The 23240-nt window shown below is 70.1% G+C and carries 24 protein-coding genes and 2 pseudogenes; 16 read left to right on the top strand and 10 right to left on the bottom strand.

Translation table 11 applies throughout. The features are described 5' to 3' along the window. Nucleotides 1-4 precede the first annotated feature (4 nt). The 3 genes and pseudogenes from JNO44_RS44970 to JNO44_RS00395 all read left to right on the top strand — a co-directional run bounded on the left by JNO44_RS44970 (nucleotide 5) and on the right by JNO44_RS00395 (nucleotide 1961). Nucleotides 5-232, top strand: a complete 228-nt coding sequence (locus JNO44_RS44970) for a hypothetical protein (protein WP_420882601.1) — start codon at nucleotides 5-7, stop codon at nucleotides 230-232. Next, nucleotides 232-635 (top strand): annotated as a pseudogene (locus tag JNO44_RS00400) (MmyB family transcriptional regulator); the annotation flags it as partial. The gene JNO44_RS44970 and the pseudogene JNO44_RS00400, both read left to right, overlap by 1 nt. A gap of 303 nt (nucleotides 636-938) precedes the next feature. Further along, nucleotides 939-1961: a PLP-dependent cysteine synthase family protein gene (locus tag JNO44_RS00395; protein WP_205369304.1), complete on the top strand. Its 1023-nt coding sequence runs from the start codon at nucleotides 939-941 to the stop codon at nucleotides 1959-1961. Nucleotides 1962-2172: 211 nt separating this feature from the next. Here the strand turns inward: JNO44_RS00395 and JNO44_RS00390 are convergent, their stop codons facing one another. Further along, on the bottom strand, nucleotides 2173-2754 hold the full coding sequence (locus tag JNO44_RS00390) for a TetR/AcrR family transcriptional regulator (protein ID WP_205360308.1): 582 nt from the start codon (nucleotides 2752-2754) through the stop codon (nucleotides 2173-2175). Between the two features lie 85 nt (nucleotides 2755-2839). Between JNO44_RS00390 and JNO44_RS00385 the strand changes: the two genes are divergently transcribed. The 4 genes from JNO44_RS00385 (at nucleotide 2840) to JNO44_RS00370 (ending at nucleotide 6185) form a co-directional block, all read left to right on the top strand. Beyond that, nucleotides 2840-3598, top strand: coding sequence for a class I SAM-dependent methyltransferase (locus JNO44_RS00385; protein WP_205360306.1), 759 nt, complete (start codon nucleotides 2840-2842; stop codon nucleotides 3596-3598). Between the two features lie 420 nt (nucleotides 3599-4018). Continuing rightward, complete coding sequence (locus JNO44_RS00380; RefSeq protein ID WP_205360304.1) at nucleotides 4019-4690, top strand: ArsR/SmtB family transcription factor; 672 nt, start codon at nucleotides 4019-4021, stop codon at nucleotides 4688-4690. Further along, a complete protein-coding gene (locus JNO44_RS00375; protein WP_205360302.1) occupies nucleotides 4687-5427 on the top strand; it encodes an SRPBCC family protein in 741 nt (246 codons plus the stop codon). Before JNO44_RS00380 ends, JNO44_RS00375 begins: the two co-directional genes overlap by 4 nt. 185 nt (nucleotides 5428-5612) lie before the next feature. Beyond that, nucleotides 5613-6185: a dihydrofolate reductase family protein gene (locus tag JNO44_RS00370; RefSeq protein WP_205360301.1), complete on the top strand. Its 573-nt coding sequence runs from the start codon at nucleotides 5613-5615 to the stop codon at nucleotides 6183-6185. A gap of 101 nt (nucleotides 6186-6286) precedes the next feature. On the opposite strand, the gene JNO44_RS00365 is transcribed toward JNO44_RS00370, so the two are convergent. From JNO44_RS00365 to JNO44_RS00355, 3 genes are all read right to left on the bottom strand, one after another. Further along, the gene (locus tag JNO44_RS00365) at nucleotides 6287-7246 is read right to left on the bottom strand and encodes an alcohol dehydrogenase catalytic domain-containing protein (protein WP_205360297.1); all 960 of its coding nucleotides are present in this window, start codon (nucleotides 7244-7246) and stop codon (nucleotides 6287-6289) included. Nucleotides 7247-7460: 214 nt separating this feature from the next. Continuing rightward, the gene (locus tag JNO44_RS00360) at nucleotides 7461-8231 is read right to left on the bottom strand and encodes an META domain-containing protein (protein ID WP_205360296.1); all 771 of its coding nucleotides are present in this window, start codon (nucleotides 8229-8231) and stop codon (nucleotides 7461-7463) included. 352 nt (nucleotides 8232-8583) lie between these two features. Further along, nucleotides 8584-9447 carry an SDR family NAD(P)-dependent oxidoreductase gene (locus JNO44_RS00355; RefSeq protein WP_205360295.1) on the bottom strand — a complete coding sequence of 288 codons (864 nt, stop codon included), beginning with the start codon at nucleotides 9445-9447 and terminating at the stop codon, nucleotides 8584-8586. A 58-nt stretch (nucleotides 9448-9505) separates the two neighbouring features. Here JNO44_RS00355 and JNO44_RS00350 point away from each other — a divergent pair, with 58 nt between their 5' ends. After that, nucleotides 9506-10255, top strand: coding sequence for a TetR/AcrR family transcriptional regulator (locus tag JNO44_RS00350; RefSeq protein ID WP_205360294.1), 750 nt, complete (start codon nucleotides 9506-9508; stop codon nucleotides 10253-10255). A gap of 174 nt (nucleotides 10256-10429) precedes the next feature. Continuing rightward, nucleotides 10430-11383 (top strand): hypothetical protein, encoded by a 954-nt coding sequence (locus JNO44_RS00345; RefSeq protein ID WP_240167343.1) that lies wholly within the window; start codon nucleotides 10430-10432, stop codon nucleotides 11381-11383. Nucleotides 11384-11514: 131 nt separating this feature from the next. Here the strand turns inward: JNO44_RS00345 and JNO44_RS00340 are convergent, their stop codons facing one another. From JNO44_RS00340 to JNO44_RS00320, 5 genes are all read right to left on the bottom strand, one after another. Then, a complete protein-coding gene (locus tag JNO44_RS00340) occupies nucleotides 11515-12900 on the bottom strand; it encodes a M14 family zinc carboxypeptidase (RefSeq protein ID WP_240167342.1) in 1386 nt (461 codons plus the stop codon). A gap of 477 nt (nucleotides 12901-13377) precedes the next feature. Next, on the bottom strand, nucleotides 13378-14139 hold the full coding sequence (locus JNO44_RS00335) for a pirin family protein (RefSeq protein ID WP_205360291.1): 762 nt from the start codon (nucleotides 14137-14139) through the stop codon (nucleotides 13378-13380). Nucleotides 14140-14332: 193 nt separating this feature from the next. After that, nucleotides 14333-15184 carry a maleylpyruvate isomerase family mycothiol-dependent enzyme gene (locus JNO44_RS00330; RefSeq protein WP_205360290.1) on the bottom strand — a complete coding sequence of 284 codons (852 nt, stop codon included), beginning with the start codon at nucleotides 15182-15184 and terminating at the stop codon, nucleotides 14333-14335. Nucleotides 15185-15268: 84 nt separating this feature from the next. Beyond that, complete coding sequence (locus tag JNO44_RS00325; protein WP_240167341.1) at nucleotides 15269-16498, bottom strand: sensor histidine kinase; 1230 nt, start codon at nucleotides 16496-16498, stop codon at nucleotides 15269-15271. Then, nucleotides 16495-17160, bottom strand: coding sequence for a response regulator transcription factor (locus tag JNO44_RS00320; RefSeq protein ID WP_205360287.1), 666 nt, complete (start codon nucleotides 17158-17160; stop codon nucleotides 16495-16497). The genes JNO44_RS00325 and JNO44_RS00320 overlap by 4 nt, the downstream gene beginning before the upstream one ends. Nucleotides 17161-17285: 125 nt before the next feature. Here JNO44_RS00320 and JNO44_RS00315 point away from each other — a divergent pair, with 125 nt between their 5' ends. The 6 genes and pseudogenes from JNO44_RS00315 (at nucleotide 17286) to JNO44_RS00295 (ending at nucleotide 21612) form a co-directional block, all read left to right on the top strand. Next, nucleotides 17286-17774, top strand: coding sequence for a hypothetical protein (locus JNO44_RS00315; RefSeq protein ID WP_205360286.1), 489 nt, complete (start codon nucleotides 17286-17288; stop codon nucleotides 17772-17774). A 25-nt stretch (nucleotides 17775-17799) separates the two neighbouring features. Further along, complete coding sequence (locus JNO44_RS00310) at nucleotides 17800-18861, top strand: peptidoglycan-binding protein (RefSeq protein ID WP_205360284.1); 1062 nt, start codon at nucleotides 17800-17802, stop codon at nucleotides 18859-18861. Then, a complete protein-coding gene (locus JNO44_RS00305) occupies nucleotides 18858-19580 on the top strand; it encodes an ABC transporter ATP-binding protein (protein ID WP_205360282.1) in 723 nt (240 codons plus the stop codon). Before JNO44_RS00310 ends, JNO44_RS00305 begins: the two co-directional genes overlap by 4 nt. Continuing rightward, the gene (locus JNO44_RS00300) at nucleotides 19562-20761 is read left to right on the top strand and encodes an ABC transporter permease (RefSeq protein WP_205360280.1); all 1200 of its coding nucleotides are present in this window, start codon (nucleotides 19562-19564) and stop codon (nucleotides 20759-20761) included. The genes JNO44_RS00305 and JNO44_RS00300 overlap by 19 nt, the downstream gene beginning before the upstream one ends. Nucleotides 20762-20837: 76 nt before the next feature. Beyond that, nucleotides 20838-21037 (top strand): annotated as a pseudogene (locus JNO44_RS42865) (helix-turn-helix domain-containing protein); the annotation flags it as partial. Next, a complete protein-coding gene (locus JNO44_RS00295) occupies nucleotides 21034-21612 on the top strand; it encodes a flavoprotein (RefSeq protein ID WP_205360277.1) in 579 nt (192 codons plus the stop codon). The pseudogene JNO44_RS42865 and the gene JNO44_RS00295, both read left to right, overlap by 4 nt. 464 nt (nucleotides 21613-22076) lie before the next feature. Here the strand turns inward: JNO44_RS00295 and JNO44_RS00290 are convergent, their stop codons facing one another. Next, nucleotides 22077-22682: a polysaccharide deacetylase family protein gene (locus tag JNO44_RS00290; RefSeq protein WP_205360276.1), complete on the bottom strand. Its 606-nt coding sequence runs from the start codon at nucleotides 22680-22682 to the stop codon at nucleotides 22077-22079. Here JNO44_RS00290 and JNO44_RS00285 point away from each other — a divergent pair. Next, a complete protein-coding gene (locus JNO44_RS00285) occupies nucleotides 22675-23055 on the top strand; it encodes a hypothetical protein (RefSeq protein ID WP_205360274.1) in 381 nt (126 codons plus the stop codon). The genes JNO44_RS00290 and JNO44_RS00285 overlap by 8 nt on opposite strands. Nucleotides 23056-23240: the final 185 nt, after the last annotated feature.

The raw sequence follows: 23240 nt of genomic DNA, 5'->3' as shown, positions 1-23240 counted from the left end.
TCCCGTGCATGCATCGCGTGCACGGGACCTGGCCTTGGGGACGGGGGAGGGGCGGGCCTGGTCAGCGCTCCAGAAGCTGCATGCCGACGGTGTTGTCCCTCTCGACGCCCTCGGTCACACCCTCTGCCTCGACGGCGACGCCCGCGCCCACCTCCACCGACTGGCCGGCATCATCCCGCACGACCCGCCGCCCCGACAGCGGGCAGTGGCCAGCCCGGCCCTCGCCAGCTGATGGACGGCTACACCAACACTCCGGCTTTCGTCCTCAACCACACCCTGGATATCCTGGCCACCAACTCCCTTGCCGATGCGCGGTACGCACCCTTCACCCCCGCGGACAGCCACGCCCGCATGACGTTCCTCGATCCCGCCGGCCGGAACTTCTACGCCCGTTGGGAACGGAACGCGCAGGCCGTCGTGGCCAACCTGCGTCAGGCGACCGGCCTCGATCCCGACAACCCCCGACTGCACGCACTCATCGGCACCTGACCGGGCGCAGCGAGGACTTCTCCGCCTTGTGGCAGGCTCACACCGTGCGCGGCAAGACCAAGGACGCCAAGCAGTTCACCCCCCCCGGCGTCGGCCCGCTCACTCTCACCTACCAGGCGTTCGGCGTCCGCGACAGCCCCGGTCAGCAGCTCGTGATCTACCATGCCGAACCGGGCAGCCACAGCGCCCAAGCGCTGTCCCTGCTCGGCGTCCCTGGACGCCACCCGAGGGCGGACCGCGAAAGATCTGCACCCATAGACGACGCAACACCGCAACGGACATGCGGACAAGCCCAACGGACATGCGGACACGCCCGAAGAGCAGCCGGCACCCTGCGGCGCACCACACACCGCCGGCTACGCACGCCGCCGCCGTCCACCCGCCGCACGAACCAGGGCGACGAATGGGAGGATGCTCCCGATCTTCGGCCTTTACGGCAGACTGCTGCGATGGACGTCTACGAATCCCTTGTCGACGTGGTCGGCAACACCCCGCTGGTACGTCTCAACCGGATCACCGCGGGCCTTTCCACGCCGATCTACGCGAAGTTGGAGTACGTCAACCCGGGTGGAAGCGTCAAGGACCGCATCGCGCTGTCCATGGTGCGGGCGGCCGAGGACGCCGGACTGCTGCGACCGGGCGGCACCATCGTCGAGACCACCTCGGGCAACACCGGGGTCGGTCTGGCCATGGTGGCAGCCCAGCGCGGCTACCGCTGTGTGTTCACCCTGCCGGGGAAGAGCAGCGCCGAGAAAGTGGCGGTGCTGCGTGCCTACGGTGCCGAGGTGGTGGTCTGCCCCGGTGACGTGCCCCGCGAGCACCCCGACCACCCCAGGTCGGCGGCGGAGCGGATCGCCCGGACCACGGCCGGCGCATGGCTGGTCGACCAGTACAACAACCCCGCCAACCCCCGTGCGCACCACGGCAGTACCGGCCCGGAGCTGTGGCGACAGACCGAGGGCCGCATCACACATCTGGTGGCGGGCGTCGGCACCGGCGGCACGATCAGCGGCACGGGCGGCTACCTCAAGGAGGTGAGCGGCGGCCGGGTCCAGGTGATCGGCGCAGACCCGGAAGCATCCGTCTACTCGGGCGGGCCCGGCACCGCGTACGCCGTGGAGAGCATCGGCCTGTTCCGTCACCCCGAGACGGTGGACGACTCCTGGCCGGAGTCGTTCCACACCGATGTGGTGGATCGCTTCGAGCGGATCAACGACCGCGACTCACTGCTGACCGCCCGCCGACTGGCCCGCGAGGAGTGGCTGTTGGTGGGCGCATCCGCAGGGACGGCGGTGGCCGCCGCGCTCCGGGTCGCCGTCGGGCTCGGCCCCGACGACCTGATGGTCGTGGTGATCCCGGACTCCGGCCGCAACTACCTGAGCAAGGTGTACGACGACCAGTGGCTGCGCGAGCAGATCGGCGACGACCTCCCGGCCGGCGGCGCGCGGGAGGCCGACCGAATCGACCCCTGAGCCGAGGTCAGAGGTCACCAGACACTTGAGCCGAAGTCGCCAGAGACTGACATACCGTCATCTGAGCGTGGCCGCACCGTACTTCACTTTCGGTGTGACTGGGCCGGTTGGTGACCGCCTCGGTGAGGCTCTCGTCGCCCGCGGCGCGGCGTTCGGCGCCCGCCGAGCCCTCGACAACCAGCTCGACTCCCTCGGCGAGGCCGCCACCCCGTCACATGGCCGTCCGGCGGATCACGGTGTCGATGATGAGGTCGATCTCCCGGGGGCTCGGCGGCTCACCGGTGAGCAGAAAGCTCTGCAGTATCAGCGCGGGACCGGTACGGGCGGCCAGCGGGTGGACGATCTCGGGGCCGAACTCGCCGCTGCGCACGCCCGCACGCAGGATGGCTTCGATGCGTTCCAGGCGTGGCGTGATGATCCTTTCGGCGAACATGGCACGTAGTTCCGGCTCGTGCAGCATGTCGACGATGAACTCGATGCCCGGGATGAGGGTTCTGCCCGACAGCACGTCGTTGAAGGCGCCCAGGGCGCCGGCGAGGTTGTCCCGGGTGGAGTGTTCCGGGTTCGGTTCGGGCAGCGGGGGCAGGGCGTAGTGCAGGGCGTCCAGAACCAGGGGCTGCTTGCCGGGCCAGCGCCGGTAGAGCGCGGCCTTGCCCGTGCCGGCACGGGCGGCGATGCCGTCCATGGTGAGTCGGCCGTAGCCGTTCGCGGCCAGCTCGTCGAGCGTTGCGACGTATATCGCGTGCTCCAGTTCCGTACCCCGGCGGCGGCCGGGCGTCGCACTCTCTGCCATGGGTTCAACAGTAGACGCTGGCGTTCCCTCCCGCCTACACTCGCTTTAGTGAACAACCTCGTCTACTAGAAGAGGTGAGGGTTGAATGACCGATCTGCACACCGCGCATGACCACCAAGGCGGGCAGGAGTCGGCATTGGACTTCGAGGCGATGTACCAGGGGCGCGAGGTCGCCTTCGGGGTGGACGGCGATCGCCGGACGGACCTGATCCCATGGCAACTGGACGCCCCCCAGCCGCTGGTCGTCGAGCTGGAGGCGGCGGGCGAAATCACCGGGCCGGTTCTGGAATGCGGCTGCGGTCTCGGGGACAACGCCTTGTTCCTGGCCGGCCGCGGCCATCAGGTGACCGCCTTCGACGCCGCCCCCTCCGCGATCGAGCACAGTCGGGCCAAGGCCGTCGCCGCCGGCAGCCCGGTGACCTTCATGGTCGCCGACGCAACGGAACTGCACGCCAGCGGCGTCCCTGGTGGCTTCCGCACGGTCGTCGACAGCGCCATGCTGCACTGCCTGGACGCCGAGCAGCGGCGGGCGTACCTGGCTGGACTGCGTCAGGTGTGTGCCCCCGGTGCAACGCTTCATGTCCTCTGCTTCAGTGGCGAGTTGGCCGCTCATCTGCGGATGCCGGCCGCCACGGACGAGCGCAGCCTGCGCGAGGCCCTCCGCGCCGACTGGACGATCCGACGCATGGAGCCCCGCCACTACACCACCGGTTTGACCCACCAGGAGTGGCGGAAGTTGGCGCCTGTCGCCTCTGGCGGCTCGGAGCAGGACGACCTCGTGGCCGTCGACGAGAACGACAGGGTCCTCCTGCCCTTCTGGCAGATCACCGCCGAACTGACGTGATCGACCGCAGCCAGGCTCAGGGGGCTTCCTCGGCGCGCCCGAGGAGGCCCCTGGGGGGCATTGCTCTCCGTGGTCATGGCCGGGTCGGGCGTCCGCAGTCGGATGCTCCCCCTGGCCTTGATCTGCCCGGGATCGGTATCGCCTCCCTGGCTCGTGGCTTCGGATGCCGCGCGGTCGACGTGGAGACCGTCGAGGAGTTGGAGCGCGAGTTCACGGCGGCTCTGTCCGCAGGCACCACCACTGTCGTCGTGGTGCCCACGCAACCTCAGGTGGCCATGTTGTAGGGCCTGCCTGCCTGCCCGTCCGATCGGAGCGGGGGGCATCGGTCGGCCCGGCGCGGCCCGTGGCCGCCGTGCCAGCCTCGCCACCGACAATTCTTCTGTCCTTGACAAAAATATTTGTCGGATGCAGCCTGGAGCAGTGCTGGAAGTCGCTGTGATCGAAGAACCCGCGGCGGCCGAGGCGTCCCTGGACCCGATACGGTCCCGCATCCTCGCCGCCCTCGCCGAGCCGGGCTCGGCCGCCATGCTGGCCGGCCGCCTCGGACTGCCCCGGCAGAAGGTCAATTACCACGTGAAGGAGCTGGAGCGGCACGGGCTGGTCGAACTGGCCGAGGAACGCCGCAAGGGCAATGTCACCGAGCGGATCTACCGCGCCACCGCCGCCTCCTATGTGATTTCCCCCAGCGCCCTGGCCGCCGTCAGCCCAGATCCGGCGCGGTCGCCCGACCAGCTTTCCGCTCGCTGGCTGCTGGCACTGGGATCCCGGCTGGTGCAGGAGGTCGGAGCGCTGCTGACCGGTGCCGCCCGGGCCCGCAAGCGGGTCGCCACCTTCGCCGTCGACGCCGAGGTGCGGTTCGCCTCCGCGGCCGACCGGACGGCCTTCGCGGACGAGCTGACCCGGGCCGTGACGGCCCTCGTCGGCCGCTACCACGACGAGTCCGCCCCAGGGGGCCGCAGCCACCGGGTCGTCGTCGGCCTCCACCAGGTCCCCGCACCACAGCTCACCGACAAGGACGAGCAGACCGATCCGCAACAGCCCCGGGGGACCGACGCAACGGAATCCGGAGCAGGACAGGACCACCGACCATGACGCACCCATTCGAGATCGAGCTGGAGTCGACCCTGCCGGCGAGCCCGCAGCAGGTCTGGGACGCCATCGCCACCGGACCCGGGATCGACTCCTGGTTCATGGGCCGCAACGAGGTGGAGCCGCGCGAGGGCGGCACCGCAGCCATGGACACCGGCGGCCACCGGGAGGAGTCGGTGGTCACCGCCTACGAACCCGGTAGGCGGTTCGCCACCCGCACGGGCACCGGCGAGGACGGCCGGTTCATGGCCTTCGAGTACCTCATCGAGGGTCGGGACCAGGGCAGCACCGTGCTGCGCGTGGTCCACAGCGGCCTGCTGGGCGACGACTGGGAGGACGAGTACGACGCGCTGCGCCGCGGCTGGCCCTTCCACCTCCACACCCTGCGCGAGTACCTGACGCACTTCCCCGGCCGCACCGCCGTCCCCGTCTTCGCCCTGGCGATGCCGCCGGAGCGGTCGCCACGAGAGGTAGCGGCGGCACTCACCCGTGCCCTGTCGCTGCCGGCCTCGATGTCCGCGGGCACGCCGGTGCACGCGCAGCCGGCGGGCCTGCCGCCGCTGAACGGCGAGGTGGTCTGGGCGGACGACGAACGCTTCGCGATCCGGACCGACGACGGGCTCTACGCCTTCCACCATGGCACCGGCGGGCCGGTGTTGATGTTCCATCACCTGTTCGGCGCCGACACGGACGGCGCCGAGTCCGCCTGGCAGAAGTGGCTGACCGGGCTTCTCGCCTGACCCTCGCAGCACACGAGGCGTCCGCCCGGACAAGCTTCCGGCGAACCTCGTCACGCCAGCCGCCGCCGGGGAGCCGCCGCCCCGGCGGCGGCTCCCCGGCCCCTTACCGCCGGACGCTTCGGCCCGTCGTGCCCGAGCGCATGCCCCGCACCGGACACCGCACACGAGAGAACACGGAGTCACCCATGCGCACCCTGATCAGTACCGCCTTCATCTCGCTCGACGGCGTCGTCGAGGCCCCGGGCGGCGAGCCCGGCTACCGCAACTCCGGCTGGACCTTCAAGGACATCGAATTCGTCCCCGAAGCGTTCGAGATCAAGGGGCGGGAGCAGCAGGAAGCCACCGCGATGCTGTTGGGTCGAACCAGCTACGAGGCGTTCAGCCCCGTCTGGCCGGGCATGGAGGAGTTCGCGCACTACAGGACGATGCCGAAGTACGTCGTCTCCACCACCCTCACCGACCAGGACCTGGTGGCGAACTGGGGCCGGACCACCATCCTCCGCTCGCTCGACGAGGTCGCAGCCCTGAAGGAGACCGAGGGCGGCCCGATCATCGTCCACGGCAGCGCCACCCTGAACCACGGCCTCTCCGACGCGGGCCTGATCGACCGCTACCACCTGCTCGTCTACCCCCTCCTGCTCGGCGCCGGAAAGCGCCTGTTCAGCACCACGGACAAGGACACCCAGAAGCTGAAGCTCGTCGAGCACGAGGTCTACAGCAACGGCCTGCAGAAGCAGGTCCTCGGCGTCGTCCGCTGACCGGCGCCGGCGGACGAGCTGCACTGCGGCGGCGCGATCGAAGTCGGCAGGTCAGGGCCCCGCGGTATGACGGCCGCGGGGCCCGGAGGCCGGCGGGGGAGTCACCCGGGCAGCATGACGACCTTGCCGAACTTCCCCGGACCGGCCAACCGGGCGTAGGCGTCGGAGCAACGGTCCAACGGGAAGGCCGCGTCGACAGGTACCCGCAGTCGGCCCTCGGCCAGCAGCGGGACGACGTGGGTGCGCACCGTGGCCGCCAGGAGCGCCTTCTCCGCGGGGGAGCGGCCTCGGATGGTGGTGCCGATCAGCTGGGCGCGCGCAAGCATCAGGTCGAACATCCGCAAGGGCGCCACCGCCCCGCCCTGGACCCCCACAACGAGGACCTTCCCCCGAGTGCGCAACAGTTCGACCCGCCGCAAGCAGTCCTCCCCGCCGACCAGTTCGACGACGACGTCATACGGCGCCCGGCCGCCCTCCTGACCGGGAAGCACCACCTCCACGGTGCTGCCGGCGGGGGCAAGTTCCTTCAGCCGGCCGTGTAGTTCGGCCCGGCGCGCACTTGCCACGACATGGGCGCCGGAAGCGGCGGCCACCTGCACCATGGCGGTGCCGACGCCGCCCGCGGCCCCGGTGACCAGAACCCGATCCCCTGCCCGCACCCCGGCCTGGACCACCAGTGCGTCCCACGCGGTGCTGAACGCCTCCGGGAATCCTGCCGCCTCCTGCCAGGACAACCCGGCAGGTACCGGTAGCAGCACGTCGGCGGGCACCGCGATCCGCTCGGCGTGGCCACCGCCACCCACGAGGGCCATGACCCGGTCGCCGACGCTCACTCCGGTGACCCCCGCACCGACCTGCTCGACCTCACCGGCGATTTCCAGCCCGGGGATGTCGGCCGGCCAGCCTGGTGGTGCCGGATAGTCACCCCGGGCCTGCTGAAGGTCGGCCGCGTTGAGCCCCGCGGCGTGGACCCGCACGGTCACCAGGCCGGGCCCGACCACCGGATCCGCGCGCTGTTCGAGCCGGAACGCACCCTTACCGTCGATCACCACTGCTCGCATGCCGGCGAATCTACTCTCCCGGTCCGGCGCGCCAGCAGGAGGCATGCCCCGGGCCGCACCACCGGAGAATCGGCGCGATGCAGCTCCCCGTGGATCCGTTGCCGGCGACGTGGTTCGAGACGCCGACGCATGCGTATCCACCGCTGCCGTCAGCGGAGTTGAAGCCCATGTGTCGGATCCCGCCTGGGGCCTGCCCGCCGGTGCGCGCGCTCGCCTACCGACGCGGTATCCCGCGCAAGCTGAGCCCGTGTTCTCTCGCGGGAAACGCCAAGTCCTCGTTGAGGGACATGCTGAGAGTTTCCGGCTCCGCCCAGTACGAGTAGTTCAGTGACTTCTTCAGGGTCGCGAGGACACTCGCCTCTTCTTTCATGACCTTGTCGCTGCAGGTGTGCTGCGTCGTCAGTTCCGCGTCGTCGAAGTAGAGGTGGGTGCCGGTGAACGTGGCTTCGGCGGTGAAGTCGTTGCAGCCGAGCTTGCCGCTCACCTGGCCGTTGTCGTGGAAGTCGAAGAACATCTGGTCGCCGGCGGTGAATTCCGGGCCGTGCTCGTCGTAGAAGGTGGTGTCGACGAGCTGCCACCTGATCTGGAAGAAGTCCGCGCGCCTTGCCTGTGCGAGCCGGACGTCGTAGCCCTGTTGGTTCTTCACGTGCAGTTCGCGGGAGTATCCGGGGGTGTGCTTCGTGGAAAGCGACAGCTCGCCGCTGAAGGCGGCTTTCACCTTCTTCTCGAAGCCTGCCAGTGTCGGATTGGCGGCGACGTCCTCCGGGTGGCACGGGCCCGGACCGTCCGACGGCGGGGCGGGGGAGCGGGAGGGGGCCGGCAGGGGAGTCACCTCCTTGCCCAACGTGAGGTGTGTCGCCGTCACTTCGGCCTGCGCGTGGAAGGGCGTGCACCCGTAACTGCCCGACGCCGTGCCGTCGTCGTGAAGGACGATCCACCCCCTGGCCTGGTTCGGCGAGGTCTCCTCATGGCCGTTGATCGACAAAGCCTGGATCGCCCAGACGCCTCCCGACAGCAGCCCCCCGGTACCCGCCGGCCGCGGCTTCGCCGGCGAGGGGGTGGCCGAGGCGCCGGCCGACGCGCCGCCGTCCCGCCGGCTGGGAGCGGACGGCGCGCCCTCGCACGCGGAAAGCGCGAGGAGTGCCGCTGTGCCGGCTGCGACGGTTGCGAGGGAGGCTCTTCGAGGCAAAGACATGGGAGGGGAGACGCAAGATCGTCCTGCCTGGTTCCGGATCAGTCGCGCATGCAGCCCACGCGACGGGCTCCGACCGAGCTCATTGCTCGTTGGTCGGGCTCATGCCTGGCCGCCCCCTCTGCCGGTTCGGTCGATCGCCGACCTACTTGGCGTCCGCCGGGAGTTCGACCGGGTACTTCGCGTCGAAGTCGGCGGAGAGGGAGACGGCCTGCCAGGCTTCGGCCTCGGCGATCTGCTGCCGCGAGTAGTCGAGCGCCATCCCGGCCGCGTTGGCGCCCAGGAGCAGGTGACTGGGGAGGTGCTCGCGCTTGACCACGCGCACCAGGATGCCGGCCGCGCGGTCCGGATCGCCGGCGATCCGGCTGCCGCGGGCCCGGTCGGTGAAGGCGCCGACGGTCGCCTGGTAGTCCGGCGGGACGTCCTGGACGTCCATGGAGGAGCCGGCCCAGTCCGTGGCGAAGCCGCTGGGTTCGACGACCAGATAGCGGATGCCGAACGGCGCGGTCTCGGTGGCGAGTACGCGGGTGAGGCCGTCGATGGCGAACTTGGCCGCCTGGTAGGAACCCAGGCCGGAGCTGCCGCCCACCCGGCCACCGATGGAGGAGAACTGGACGACGATGCCGCCGCCCTGTGCCTTGAGCAGGGGAAGTGCCGCCTTGGAGACGTTGTACACGCCCCAGAAGTTCGTTTCGAACTGGCGGCGGAAGTCGTCCTCCGGAGCGGTCTCGACCGGGGCGACGTTCGCATAGCCGGCGTTGTTGACGATCACGTCGATGTGGCCGAAGCGGTCGCGGGCGGTGTCGAGCGCGGCCGCGGCCGCGGCGGCGTCGGTCACGTCGAGTGCGACCGGGAGGACCTTGTCGCCGAACCGTTCGACCAGGTCGGCGAGGTGTTCCGGCCTGCGTGCCGTGGCGACGACCTGGTCGCCCGCTGCCAGGGCGGCGACCGTGAGGGAGCGGCCGAAGCCGCGGGACGAACCGGTGATGAACCACGTCTGGGTTGCCATGGAGATAGTGAAACACTGTTGCGTTAATAGCGCAACCTGGTTGCGTTAGGATGTCCGTATGGTCAGCCGCAGTCAGCCCACACGCGCCCGGAGCCCCGAAGCCAAGCGCGCCCGCGAGGCCGCGATCCTCGACGCGGCGGCCCGACTGGCCACGGCGAACGGCATCCGATCGGTGACGTTGACCGACATCGCCGCGGAGGTCGGCATGCACAAATCGGCGATGCTCCGCTACTTCGAGACCCGGGAGGAGATCTACCTCCGCCTGGCCGCCGCCGGGTGGGAGGAGTGGTCGCGGGCGGTGCGCGAGCAGCTCGCCGACGCAGCGCCCGACGCGGACGACAACCACCCCGCGGACGTTCTGAGCGGCCCGGATCAGGCGCCCGGACGGCACGCGATCGCCGGCCTGCTGGCCGAGACGCTGGTGGCGCGGCCACTGTTCTGCGACCTGCTCGCCCACACGCCCATGAATCTGGAACGCAACGTCTCCCTGGACAACGTCCGATCCTTCAAACTGACCGCCCTCGCCGAGTTCGCGGCCGTGAGTGAGGCACTGCGCCGGGTGGCCGCGCTGAGCCCGGCGCAGGCCGGCAATGTCGTCGCCACGGCCACGGCGATGGCCGGAGCGCTGTGGCAGATGGCCGCCCCGGGAACCGAACTGCGCCGCCTCTACGAGTCCGACCCGGATCTCGCCCACGCCGTCGTCGACGTCGCCCCCCGGCTGACCGGCATCCTGAGCGCACTGATCCTCGGCTACCGCGCCGGCGGCGATGCCGAGGTCGCCGTCCATGAGCCATCACCGACGACCTAGGCGCGAACAGGGAGGCCGTCAGCCCATGCGCACCACCGGAGGCGCGTCGCCGGTCAGTTGGGGCCGGGCCCCGGCTCGCTGGTCGCACCGGTCGGGAAGCCGGTGGCGGAGGCGGGTAAGGTGGTTCACTTCGGGCGGCGTCGGCTCCCGGAGTCTCCGAGGTGACTGCGCCTGATGAACTCCCGACCCATGACGTCTGGTCCGGACAGTGCGATCCGCAAGGTGTGGCGGCTGCCGATTGCGGACGCCGTGCGCGGGCGCCGAGCTCTGTGGTGGAGCGTCGGACCCGACGGGGAACTCGTGGTCCTGCTGGTTCACCGGCGGCATCTGAACCCCAGACGCCACGTCAAAGGCTGGCCCGGCTGGGGCGTGGACGCGCCGTTCACCGGCGAGCTGGTCGTCATCAGAGGGCGGGAGGAGCAGCGCACACCGGTGGAGGACATCCGGTACCGGCCCAGGCATCTGGCCCTGCTGCCCGATTCCCGCTTCCTGTTGGTGAGTGGGCGCACGTTCCGGACCGCGGAGGGAGGCGCCTGGGATCCCAATGCGGTGATCTACTCCGCCTCGGGGACGCCCGAAAGCGAGTTCTGCATCGGCGACGACATCCCCGCTCTGGTCACCGACCGCGAGGGTGGGATCTGGACCGCTTACGGAGACGAGGGGATCTACGGCGGCCACCCCGAGTCGGGCGGCGGCTTGGCGGGCTGGAGCGCACAGGGCCGCGCGATGTGGCTTCCCCAGGGGCGGCTGCCGGATGCTCCGCTGGAGGGCCTCACCGCTGCGACCGAGGGGGAGCGGGTATGGCTGGCCTGGTATTCCGGTAGCAGTAAGGGCGGTACCTTTCTGAGCCGGATCACACCGTCCAACGGTGAAGTGACCAGCTACCACAGCCCAGTTCGGCAACCGGACGGGTTCGCGGCCCGCGACGGCCGCGCCGTGTTCACGGTCCGCGACCACAACCGGCGCTCCACCGAACTCATCCGTGCCAGGCTGGACGGCGACGCCTGGACGGTGACCGATCGACGCAGGCTTCGGGTACCGGGACGAGTCGTCATGCACTGCGGCCAAGGCCGCGACGGCTCGCTCTGGCTGCGCGCAGCCGACACCTGGCTGCGCATCCAGGCATGAACGGCCAAGACACTGGTCGCGTGCTGCGCGCGGGAGTGCGGCGGGATCCTCGCCTGCGTCGACGCCGGGCGGGAGCGCGGGCACGGCACACGGTGCCGGTGACGTCGCGCTCCCGAACCGGTATGCGCTTGTCAGTGGTTCTTGGCCGTTGTCCGGTACGGCGCCGCGGCCTGCTTCGCCGCGTAGAGGAGAGCGGGCTTCATCTTTGGCCAGAAGTAGCTGTCCTGGCACGAGAACGCCGGGGTGAACCCGGAGCAGTTGCGGCCGTCACTGTCACCTATCTCGATGGTGAGACTGGCCAGTCCCAGCTTGTCGTACGTCCAGTCGTCGGTGCCCCCGGACGCGTCATAGAGGATCTCGCCGGCCTGCCCTGACTGGTATCCGGTGAGCGAACCGAGCCGTCCGGCGAGCGCGCGCAGCGCGGCGTCGTTGCCGGTGTGGATGGTGTGGTCGGCCTCCCAGGGGAGCAGGACCATGCTCGCGTCGCTGTGCAGGCTGATCATCAGGCCCTTGGCGGTGACCGGCGCCGGGTCACTGTCGCCGGTGCCCGTGCGCACGGCCGGGTACAGCTGGCGGAACAGGCCCTCCAACGCGGTGTTCTCCGGTTCGGAGTCGGCGGCGGGGCCGAGGTAGATCTCGCTGCACGGCTCGGAGGAGGTGCCCTCGCCGCCCCAGTGGGTGCCCGCATTGCGGTTGAGGTCCACGCCGACCTGGCCGTTCACGCCGCAACTGCCGCCTTTGGAGTCATCGGCGTTCTTGCGCTGGAGGATGGGGTTGTCCCCGCCCTGGGCGACGATGTCGACGCCGTCCGGGTTGGTGATCGGGACCACCCACATCTCGGTGGAGTCCATCAGCGCGGTGATGTCGGGGTCCTTGCCGTAGTCGTTGGTCAGGGTGTCGATCCAGCGCCAGGACACCTCGCCCGTGGTGAGTTCCCGCGCATGGATCTGGCTCATCAGGAAGAAACGCGGCTTGGGGGCCTGGGGGTCGAGTTGGCAGTCGCCCTGCTTCATCTTGGTGATGCAGATGGCCTTGAGATCGCGACCGCCACGCCCGTTCTGTTTGAGCCAGGACTTCCCGTAGGTGACGACCTTGGCCATGTCCGGGTGCTGCGCGGCGACTTGGTCGAGGTGGGCGTAGTGCGCGTCAACGGTGTGGTAGCCGCCGTCGTAAGTGTCGTCGACGCCGCCGCCCGCTCGGGCCGCGCGCGGCTGGTGGGCAAGGGGCTTGTGCATCGTCTCGACGGCCGTCGGGGAGAAGCCGAGCCGGCGCAGCCCACTCGCCGTCGACGGGTCGCCCATCACGAACAGGTCGTCGCCCTGACGACGCTCGATCAGGTCGTATCCGGCGGAGATCAGCTTCTGCGCGTCCCGCCGGTCGTGGGTGGGGACACGGTAGACGACCACGGTGCGTTCGCCGGACGCGTGGGTCTTCTGCGGCGCCCGGGCGAGGGCTGACGGGGACATCGGGGTCAGGGCCGTGAGAGCCAGGACCATCGCTGCCGCAGCCGTGGTCACGAGGCTTTTCCGGGGCATGACATGGCCTTCCGTGGGGGGTGAGGGGCATCGGCATGCGGACGGGACGCGGCCTTCGCACACGCCTCGCCCGCGCCGGCTCCCGGAAAGCCGGACCATGGGGCACTCCGGTCGCCTTGGCTGATGCCATTGGGCCAATCGGAGGCATGATGCCCTGCGCTTGCCCTGTGGAGAAGGGGAATTCCCGGACATCCTTGAGGCCGAAGTCATCGAACCTGTCCGGGAGTTCGGCAGCGGCCGCCCGCGATGCGGGGATGCGCGCGAACTCGGCATCCCGCGGCGCCTTCCCTCGCGAACGCCCCTCAGAACCCGCGGCAGACCCGCGGCACACCCCGCGGCGGGGAGTTCCTGGAGCCGTGTGGAGGCATGGTGGACGGCCGGGCCCGGCCCGGCCGTCGCGCGCGTCGTCACTCACCTCGACGGCTCACTCATCTCGCAGCTCTCACCGCGACCGCTCACTCATCGCATCGAGACGGCGGCGTTCATCTCCCACATCAGGACCTCCGCGCCCTCCGGGCCGGCGGTGATGCGCTGGCCCTCGGCGCGTGTGATGCGTCCCGCGTCTCCCGTGGCCAGCGGCCCGGCACCTTCCAGCTCGACGCCGCCCCGGGCGACGAAGAGGTGCGCGAACGGGGCGGTGACGAGCTGGAGCGTCTCACCGGGACGCATCCGGCTGACGTGCAGTGCAGCGTGCTTCTGACGGATGCCGATCGCCCGCTGGTCGGCGTGCTGGGACATGCCGGAGGCCAGGGTGGTCCAACCTCCGCGAGCGAGTTCGTCGTTGATGTCGAGCTGCTCGTAGCCCGGGCGGATACCGGCCTGGTCGGGGATCACCCACATCTGGACGAAGTGGACCGGGTCCTGGTGCTCGGGCTGGCCGGTCAGGGTCCACGAGTCGTTCTTCTCGCTGTGCAGGATGCCGGTACCGGCGCTCATCCGCTGAGCGAGGCCCGGGTAGATCACGCCGTTGTGGCCCTCGGAATCCTGGTGGACGAGATTGCCGTCGAGCACCCAGGTGACGATTTCCATGTCCCGGTGCGGATGGGTGTCGAAGCCGGTACCCGGCGCGACGATGTCGTCATTGGAGACCAGCAGCAGCCCGAAGTGGGTGTTGTCGGGGTTCCAGTGGTGGGAGAACGAGAAGGAGTGGTGGGACTCCAGCCACCCGGCCCGGGTGTGGAAGCGCTCGTCGGCGCGACGGACGTCGAGGGTCGAAGCCATCGTGCGGTCCTTTCTGGCTGGTGCAGGCGGTCTCGGGCCTGCGGTTCTGGGGCTGGGGTCGGGTGTCGGTGGCCCGAGGGGGAGATCCTCTCTCGCTTGGTTGAATCATAAACAAAATGCCGGGGTGGGGGTATTCCACGACGTCGGACCGGGGCGTCCGACCAGGACGTGGGGCCGGGATCCCGGGCTGCGGTCAGTAGACGATCGACACGATCCGGCAGGCGGCTTCGGCCAGGTCACGCTCGCCGTCGACGCGGGCACGGGCGAGGGCCGTGGCCGGCTGGATGCCGCGGGTGCACAGACGCCAGGCGGTCTCCGCATCCAGACGGACCAGGGCGGTGGGGTGGGCGGTGCGCGGCTCGGCCAGTGACCAGCGGGGCCCGGTGGCCGTGACGGTCCAGGTGCCACCGGCCGGCCCGTCGACCCGCACCTGGATCTGCGTGCCGACCGGCGCTTCGGCCTCGTGCAGGGTGTGGGGCAGGGCCCGCATGAAGGTGTCCAGGACCACGGACAAGAACCGCGGGTCGGGGTCGGTGCCCTGGCCGACGGCATGGCGGATCTGCTGGCGGTGGGTCCAGAACTCGGTGAAGTCCCGGGCGCTGTCCAGCCACATCGGCGCCGGGGCGACGCCGGCCCAGGACACGCCCAGCGACGGCGCATCGAGGTCGGTGCGCTCGAAGGACCGGGACACCTGCCCGCCCATCAGGCCGACGGTATCGACGAGCGCGGCCGGGCTCACCCGCGCGCAGGCATCCACCCATTCCTGGTTGATGCGGTGGATGAACGCCTCCAGCGTCTCGCCGGCTGCGGGGCCCTCCTGGTGGCCGTCGCGGTCGCGGGCGAGACGGCCGTAGAAGTCGCCCAGGAGGTGCGCCGTGAGGTCGCGGACGGTCCAGCCGGGCACTGCTTCCCTGGTCCAGTCGGCGGGTGCCAGGCCGCGGAGCGTGGCCATCAGCGCGGCGTGTTCCGGAGCGAACAGCGAGCGGGCGTCGATCGGGGGGCCGAGCCAGGAACGGCTCTCCAGGTGAGGGGGTGGGGAATGCATGACCAGAGCCTGCCGGTCGAATGACCTGGTGGCTACCGAAAATCCCTTTCGGGCACTGCCCGGCCGGTAACGGTGCTGCGGCGTTCACGAACCCCCGTCGGGGGTGGGGAAGACGACCCGGACGGTCAGTCCGCCGTCCGCATTGGCCTCGGCGTCGATGTGGGCCCGGTGGGCACGGGAGATCGAGGCGACGATGGACAGGCCCAGGCCGGCGCCCTCGCCGCGGGCGTGCCGGCGTTCTTCCAGTCGGCGGAAGGGCTCGAAGAGGTACGGGACGGTCTCCGGCGGCACTTGGGGGCCGGTGTTGGTGACCTCCAAGGTCCGGCCGCGCGCGGTGACGGTGACGTGCCCGCCGTCGTGGTTGTGGCGGAGGGCGTTGCCGACGAGGTTGTGCACGAGGTGCGTCAGCAGTACCGGGTCGCCCTGCACCGTCACGGGTGCGGTCTCGGTCCGGACGGTGATGCCGCGGTCGCGGACCTGCTGCGATGCGGTGTGCTCGGCGGTCACGGAACGGACGAGTGCGTCGAGGGCGACCGGTTCGTGGTGATCCAGACCCTGGTCGGAGACGGAGAGCAGCAGCAGGCCCTCGACGAGCCGTTCGCTGCTGTCGGCGACCTCGATGAGCTTGCGGCGGATGCGTGCGACGGCCTCCGGGTCGGAGGTGGCCAGTCCGATCTCCGCCGCCGCCCGCTGCACCGCCAGTGAGGTGCGCAGCTCGTGCGCGGCGTTGGCGGCGAACCGCTTCTGCGCGCCGACGAGGTGTTCCAGGCGGTCGAGCATGGCGTCGAAGGTGTCGGCGAGCCGTTTCAACTCGCCGTCGGGGGCGTCCAGTGCGATGCGCTCGTGGAGGTTCTCCCCGGACAGCCGCTGTGCGGTGCGGGTGATCACTCCGACAGGGCGCAGTACCCGCCCGGCCATCCACCAGGCCAGCGCCACCGAGATCACGGCGAAGACGGCCAGGGTGATCAGGGAAATGGTCAACAACTCGTTCTGGGTGGCCTGTTGGGCGGCCCGGGTGAACGTCCTGATGGACTCGGCGGCCTCCGCGTCGCCTTGGGCGGGAACGGGGCCTGGAGAGGCGAGTTCGGCGGACGCGTAGGGGGAAGGGGCGGCGCCCCCAGGAATCTCGTCGGGACGCCGCGCCACCGCCGTACTGATCGTGGTGTACAGCCCTTGGGCCACGAGGAAGTTGATCAGGCCGATGAGCATGGCTCCGGCCAGTACCAGCAGTCCGCCGTAGAGCGCCGTCAGCCGCGCCCGCTCGCCGCCGGGCAGCCGCATCCGTCGGGTACGCGGCACGGAAAGCCCGGTCATGTGGCTCCGCCGATGCGGTAGCCGTGGCCGGGCACGGTGTCGATGACCGAGGGCTCGCCCAGTTTGGCGCGCAGCTTGCTCAAGGTGACCCGGACGGCGTTGGTGCGGTAGCTGGTGTTCTCCTCCCAGACCCGATCAATCAGGTCGTCGCCGCTGACGACGGCCCCCTCGGAGCGCATCAGTACCTCCAGCACCCCGAACTCCTTGCGGGACAGCGCGAGGTAGCGGCCGTCGCGGAATGCCTGCCGGCGGGCCGTGTCCAAGGTGATGCCCGACCGTTCGATGATCGGCGGCAGGCCGGGCCGGGCGCGGCGGCCCAGGGCCAGGACGCGGGCGAGCAGCTCCTCGTAGGCGAAGGGCTTGGCGAGGTAGTCGTCCGCGCCCAGGCCGAGCCCTTTGACCCGCTCGCGGACGGAACCGGCGGCCGTGAGCATCAGGACGCGTGTCAGCAGGCGCGCCTCGACGACCTTGCGGCATACCTCGTCGCCGTGCAGGCCGGGCAGGTCACGGTCGAGAACGAGCACGTCGTAGTCGCCCAGGAGCAGCCGATCCAGCGCCGTGCGACCGTCGTGCGCGACGTCGACGGCCAGGGCATCGCGCCGCAGCCCCTCGGCGACCATCTCCGCGAGGAATTCCTCGTCCTCCGCGACAAGTACACGCATGACATCCACGTATACCCGAAACCGGCATTTCGTCGGCATAAACCCCATCGCTGAGAGAAACGAAATGCGGGCGCGTGCCAGCCTCCGTGCCGTCGATCACTCGATCTCGGACACGGAGGAATTCCATGGTGAACGTCAGGCACGGTATAGCGGCTGCGCTCGTCACCGGAGTGACATTGCTCGCGGTCAGCTGCACGGGAGGCGGCGCGGGCTCCGGCAAGGACAACGGTGTGCAGCACTCGGACGTATCCGGTAAGGGCGCGAAGGCGGACGACGCCTACGCATACCGTCAGTGCCTGCGCGAACACGGCGCGAAGGTGGACGAGCCCAAAGACGGCCAGGCGATGGGCATCCAGGGGGACGACAAGAGCATCAAGAAGGCCATGGATGCGTGCAAGGACCTGCCCGGTGCCGGAAAGGAAATGACTCAGGAAGAGCAGGAGAAGGCCCTCGACCAGGCCGTCAGGTTCGCGAAGTGCATGCGTGAGCACGGTGTCGACATGCCGGACCCACAGCTCAAGGACGGCAAGCTGACCGCGATGCGCGGGGACACCGACGTGAGCAAGGACAAGCTCGAAAAGGCCCAGAAGGCGTGCAATGACAACGGGCAGTGAGCGTAAGCGTCCGGCCAGAAGGTACGTGATCGCCTCGCTGGTCGTGGCGAGTGCGCTGGTGGGCGGGGCGGCCGTCGCCTCGGTGAGCGGTGACGACGGCAAGGGCCAGGAGCGGCGCACGGACGGCCTGCCGCAGAAGACCGACACGATCAAGCGGCAGGACCTGAGCAGCCGCACCCAGGTGGACGGGACCCTCGGCTACTCCAAGGAGCGCAAGCTGAACGGCGGAGCGCAGGGCACGGTGACATGGCTCCCCGACACCGGCGCCGTGATCCAGCGGAACGAGGCGCTCTACGAGGTCGACGGCAGCAAGATCTGGCTGCTGTACGGCGAGCGGCCCATGTACCGGAAGCTGAAGGCCGGGGACAAGGGGCCGGACGTCCGGCAGCTGAAGCAGAACCTCCGTGACCTCGGCTTCGGAGCCGCCCTGACCATGGACGACGAGTTCACCTCCGGTACCGCGGAGGCACTCAAGCGCTGGCAGAAGTCCCACGGCCTGAAGCAGACAGGCCAGACGGGTCCGGAGCAGATCGCCTTCACGTCGAGCTCGCTACGGGTCAAGCAGAAGGAGGCGGCCGCCGGCGACCAGACCGGTCCCGGCCGCCCGGTGCTGACCGTCACCGGGGCCGAGCGCGAGGTACAGATCAGGCTCGACGTCGCCGATGCCGCGCTCGCCGAGCCCGGCACCCCTGTGGAGATCACCCTCCCCGGGGGCGACAAGGCCAAGGGGAAGGTCGCCTCCGTCGGCCGCAGCGCCAGTTCGGACCAGAAGGACCAAGGCGGCGGCGGGCAGGACCAGTCCGCCAAGGTCACCGCACGGGTGACCTTCGCCGACCCGTCGCAGGTCAAGGGCATCGACCAGGCCCCGGTCACCGTCGAGCTCAAGGGCGAGACGCACCGGAAGGTGCTGACCGTCCCGGTCAACGCGCTGCTCGCGCTGCCCGCCGGCGGCTTCGGCGTCCAGGTCGTGGAAGGCGGAAAGGCCCGCGAGATTCCCGTCAAGCTCGGCCTGTTCGGACAGGGAAGGGTCGAGATCAGCGGATCGGGCCTGAAGGAAGGCATGAAGGTCGGGGTGCCCCACACATGACCACCGTCGTCGAACTGAACCAGGTCACCAAGGAGTACCCCGGCGGGGTCGCGGCGCTGCGCGGGGTGGATCTGCACATCGAACGCGGGGAACTGCTCGCGATCGTCGGGCCGTCCGGGTCGGGCAAGTCCACCCTCCTGCACATCGTCGGCACCCTGGACCGTCCGACCGCCGGCACCGTCGCCCTCGCCGGCCACGACGTCGCGGCCCTTTCCGACCGTCGGCTGTCCGCACTGCGCGCCCGGCACATCGGCTTCGTCTTCCAGTCCTTCCACCTCGTGGCCGGGGTGAGCGCACGGGACAACGTCGCCGAGGGCCTGCTCTACTCCGGCCTGGCGCGGGCCGAGCGCCGCAGGCGCGCGGCCACGGCCCTGGAACGCGTCGGCCTCGGGGACCGGATGCACCACCGTCCGCACGAACTGTCCGGCGGACAGCGACAGCGGGTGGCCATCGCCAGGGCGGTGGTGGGGGAGCCGGACCTGCTGCTGGCGGACGAGCCCACCGGCGCCCTGGACTCCGCCTCCGGCGAGGCCGTCATGCAGCTGCTGCACGACCTCAACGGCGACGGCGCCACCATCGCGGTGATCACCCACGACGGCGGGATCGCCGGCGCCCTTCCCCGCCAGGTGCGCATCCGCGACGGCCAGGTCGTCGAGGACACGTGCACGAGGGCACCGCTGCCGGCAGGAGGCGAGGTACCGTGCCACGCGACCGACTGACCCCCGCCCGCCTCGGCCCCCGCGATGTGGTGCACGTCGGCTCGGCGGGGCTGCGCTCCCGGCCGATGCGGGTCGTGCTGTCCGCACTGGGTATCGCCATCGGCATCGCCACGATGATCGCGGTGGTCGGCATCTCCGCCTCCAGCAAGGCCCAACTGCTCCAGCAGCTCGACACGTTGGGAACCAACATGCTGAAGGTGGCCCCCGGCCAGGACATGTTCAGCGGTGAAAAGGCCAAACTGCCCAAGGAAGCGCCAGGCATGATCGGCCGGATCCCCGGCGTGGAAGATGTGGGTGCGGTCGGTGACGTGAAACCGACGGTCCGGCGCAGCGAGAAGATCCCCAAGAGCGACACCAGCGGCCTGTCCGTGAAGGCTGCCAGCGAGAGCCTGCTGAAGGCTCTGCGCGGCACGGTCCGTGCCGGCACCTGGCTCAACGACGCGAACGGACGCTACCCCTCGGTGGTACTCGGCAGCGTCGCCGCCGAACGCCTGGGCATCACCGTGCCCGGCCAGCAAGTCCTCATCGGCAAGCAGTACTTCACGGTCATCGGCATCCTCGACCCGCTTCCCCTGGCACCCGAGATCGAACGGGCGGCACTGGTGGGCTGGCAGGCCGCCGGCACCCACCTGGACTTCGACGGCCACCCCACCCAGATCTACGAACGCTCCACCGACACCTCCGTCGAGTCGGTCCACAAGCTGCTCGCACGCACCACCGACCCGCAGAACCCGCAGAACGTCGAGATCTCCAACCCGTCCGCAACCCTTCAGGCCAAGGCCGCCACCGAGGGCGCGTTCGACAGCCTGCTGCTCGGACTGGGCGGTGTGGCACTGCTGGTCGGCGGCGTCGGCGTGGCCAACACCATGATCATCTCGGTGTTGGAACGCCGCCACGAGATCGGCCTGCGCCGCTCTCTGGGCGCCACCCGCGGCCAGATCCGCATCCAGTTCGTCACCGAGTCACTGCTGCTGTCCGGACTCGGCGGCCTGGCCGGCGTGGTGCTGGGCGCCGCGGCCACGTACGTGTTCGCCGCATCGGGCGGCATGCCCTGGGCGATCCCGCCATGGGCGGTGGGCGGTGGCTTCGCCGCCACCCTGCTCATCGGCTCGGTGGCCGGACTGTACCCGGCAGTCCGTGCCGCCCGGCTCCCACCTACCCTCGCCCTCCAGGCAGGGTAGGTGTCCCGACCGCCGCGCGCCCGGGGCTGTCTGCGCGTACACCGCCGCAGACAGCCCCGAGCACGGCTTCCTGCCTGTGCCCGTCGTCCGTGCCTACAGCCGGCAAGGCCGCCTCGGCGACGGCTACCAGCCCCGCGCATCGCCGAGAGCCGCGCGGCCCAGGACATCCGCCGCCCCGTCGTCCGCGAGCCGGTCGCGGATATGGTCGCCCGTGACCGCCGCCGTACCCTGCCGGAACTGCACCACTTCAGCGGACAGTTGGGAGTCCCCACATGAGCGAACAGCACCCCGACCAGCAACTCCACCAACTCCAGCAGCCCGAGAAGCCCTTCCTGTACGTCGTCGTGTGCGCGGCCGGCATCGCCGGCGACGTCGGCGAGCTCATCACGGCCGCCCAGGAGGCGAACTGGGACGTCGGCGTCATCGCCACCCCGCAGGGGCTGCGCTTCATCGACGCACCCGCCATCGAAGCCCAGACCCGCTATCCGATCCGCTCGGCCTGGCGCACACCCGGCGAGCCGCGCCCGCTGCCGCCCGCCGACGCCATCGCGGTCGCCCCGGCCACCTTCAACACGATCAACAAATGGGCCGCCGGCATCTCCGACACCCTGGCCGTCGGCATCCTGTGCGAGGCATACGGCCTCGGCATCCCCACCGCCGTCCTGCCCTACCTGAACTCCGCCCAGGCCGCCCACCCCGCCTACCACCAGAGCCTGGAGCGCTTGCGCGAGATGGGCGTCCTGATCGGCTCATACGCACCGCACCCGCCGAAGGCCGGCGACGGCGCGGATCGCTTCCGGTGGGAGGAGGCACTGGAACTGCTCGCCATGGAGATGCCGGTACGGGCGTGACTCCCGCCGTCGGGGCCGGGCCGGTTCGGGTCCGATCGGGAGCCAGTTCGGGGCGTCTTGGCCGCCCGCCCGCCTGGCGCCGTGTCCCTCGGCCGATCGATCCCCGACGCCGTGGGGCGCGATAGCGGGGAGAGAGAAGGAGATCGCGGCGGCTTACCGTCAACGGGCCCCGCTATCTGCACGTGCCGCTCGCAGACGCTCGCCCGCCATGCCGCCAAACGATCGCGAGCGAGGCCAGCGAGGAGGCGTTGCGGAACTCCGGAACTGGTACCGGGAGCCCGATCCGCTGCCCAACGCCTCGACACCGCTGTCGGCCCCGACAGCACCCCTGCTCGTGGTCGTCGCTGGGCATCGCCCTGGGGCGGTGAGGACCACCCCTGCACGATCGGCTGCCTGTGCTGCCGGTTCGATGCGCCTTTGTGGTGCGGGCGGGCTCGCGGTACGCGTTCTGCTGGTGCTGGGGTTCAGCGGGCCGGGAAGGTGTAGGTGTAGCCCTGGGCGTCCAGTTGGTCGAGCAGCTTGGCGAGTGCTGCGACAGTCTGTGAGCGGTTGCCGCCGCCGTCGTGCATCAGGACGATCGAGCCCGGGTGCAGGTTGCGGTTGATGTTGTCCAGGATGTTCGCGACGCCCGGTCGTTTCCAGTCGTTGGAGTCGTCGCTCCAGCCGATGGGGCGGAGGCCGTGTTGCGCGGCGATGTTGCGGATGACGGGTTTGAAGTCGCCGCCGGGTGCGCGGTAGTACCAGAGTTTGGCGTCAGGGCCGGCCGCGTCGGCTATTTCCTGTTGGGCGTCGGCGATCTCGTGGATGTTGTAGTCCAACGGCATGCTGCTCTGCTGCTCGTTGTGGTGGACGGAGTGGTCGCACAGTCGGTGACCTGCGGCGACTACCGACTTGGTGAGGTAGGGGTAGCGCTGTGCGTGCGGGCCTATCTGGCAGAACGTGGCCTTGGCGTGGTGCTGGGCCAGCAGCGCCAGTACCTGCGGTGTCCAGCGGGGGTCCGGGCCGTCGTCGAAGGTCAGCGCGACAGACTTGCCGCCGTCCTGGGTGTTGAACTGGAGCGCGTTGCTCACGGTGAACCCGCTCGATGAGCCGGGGAGAGCGCTGGCCGGGCCACTGGGCGAGGCGGTGGCCGGGGAGGAGGGGGTGGCGGGAGACGAGGATGACGGCGTGGTGGCGTTCGGTGCCGAGGGTGAGGCGCTGTGCGACGAGGGCGGGGTGGCCGAGCCGGCGGCGACGAGGGACCGGGGTGCCGAGGTGGACGTCGGCCCGGCTGTCGACGATGTCGGTGCCGCATGTGTTGCCTGTGCCGTATGCGTTCCGTATGCGGCCAGGGTGGCCCCGGTGAGCGCTACCGCAACGGCGGCTGCCGCCTTCTTTGTGCTGGTCAATGCCACAGCAGGTCCCTCCAACGGCATCCCGGCGGGTATGCCTGTTCAGCGGTGACGGGTAGTGGTGTGTCGCACACGGCAGGCAGTGGGGGAGCGGGCCGTGTGGTGGCCCTCGTGGGCTCGGACCGCGGTGATGGATCCGGCGGCCGACGCACCTACTCCTGATTCCCTAGATCCCTCACTTTGCGTGACGAATCGGATGCTATTGGTCCGTTTTGTGCGTTATGTCGATAACGTTAG

It is taken from the genome of Streptomyces noursei (assembly GCF_016917755.1).
Classification (GTDB): Bacteria; Actinomycetota; Actinomycetes; order Streptomycetales; family Streptomycetaceae; genus Streptomyces; species Streptomyces yunnanensis.
This window is presented reverse-complemented; position numbering and strand designations above follow the sequence as displayed.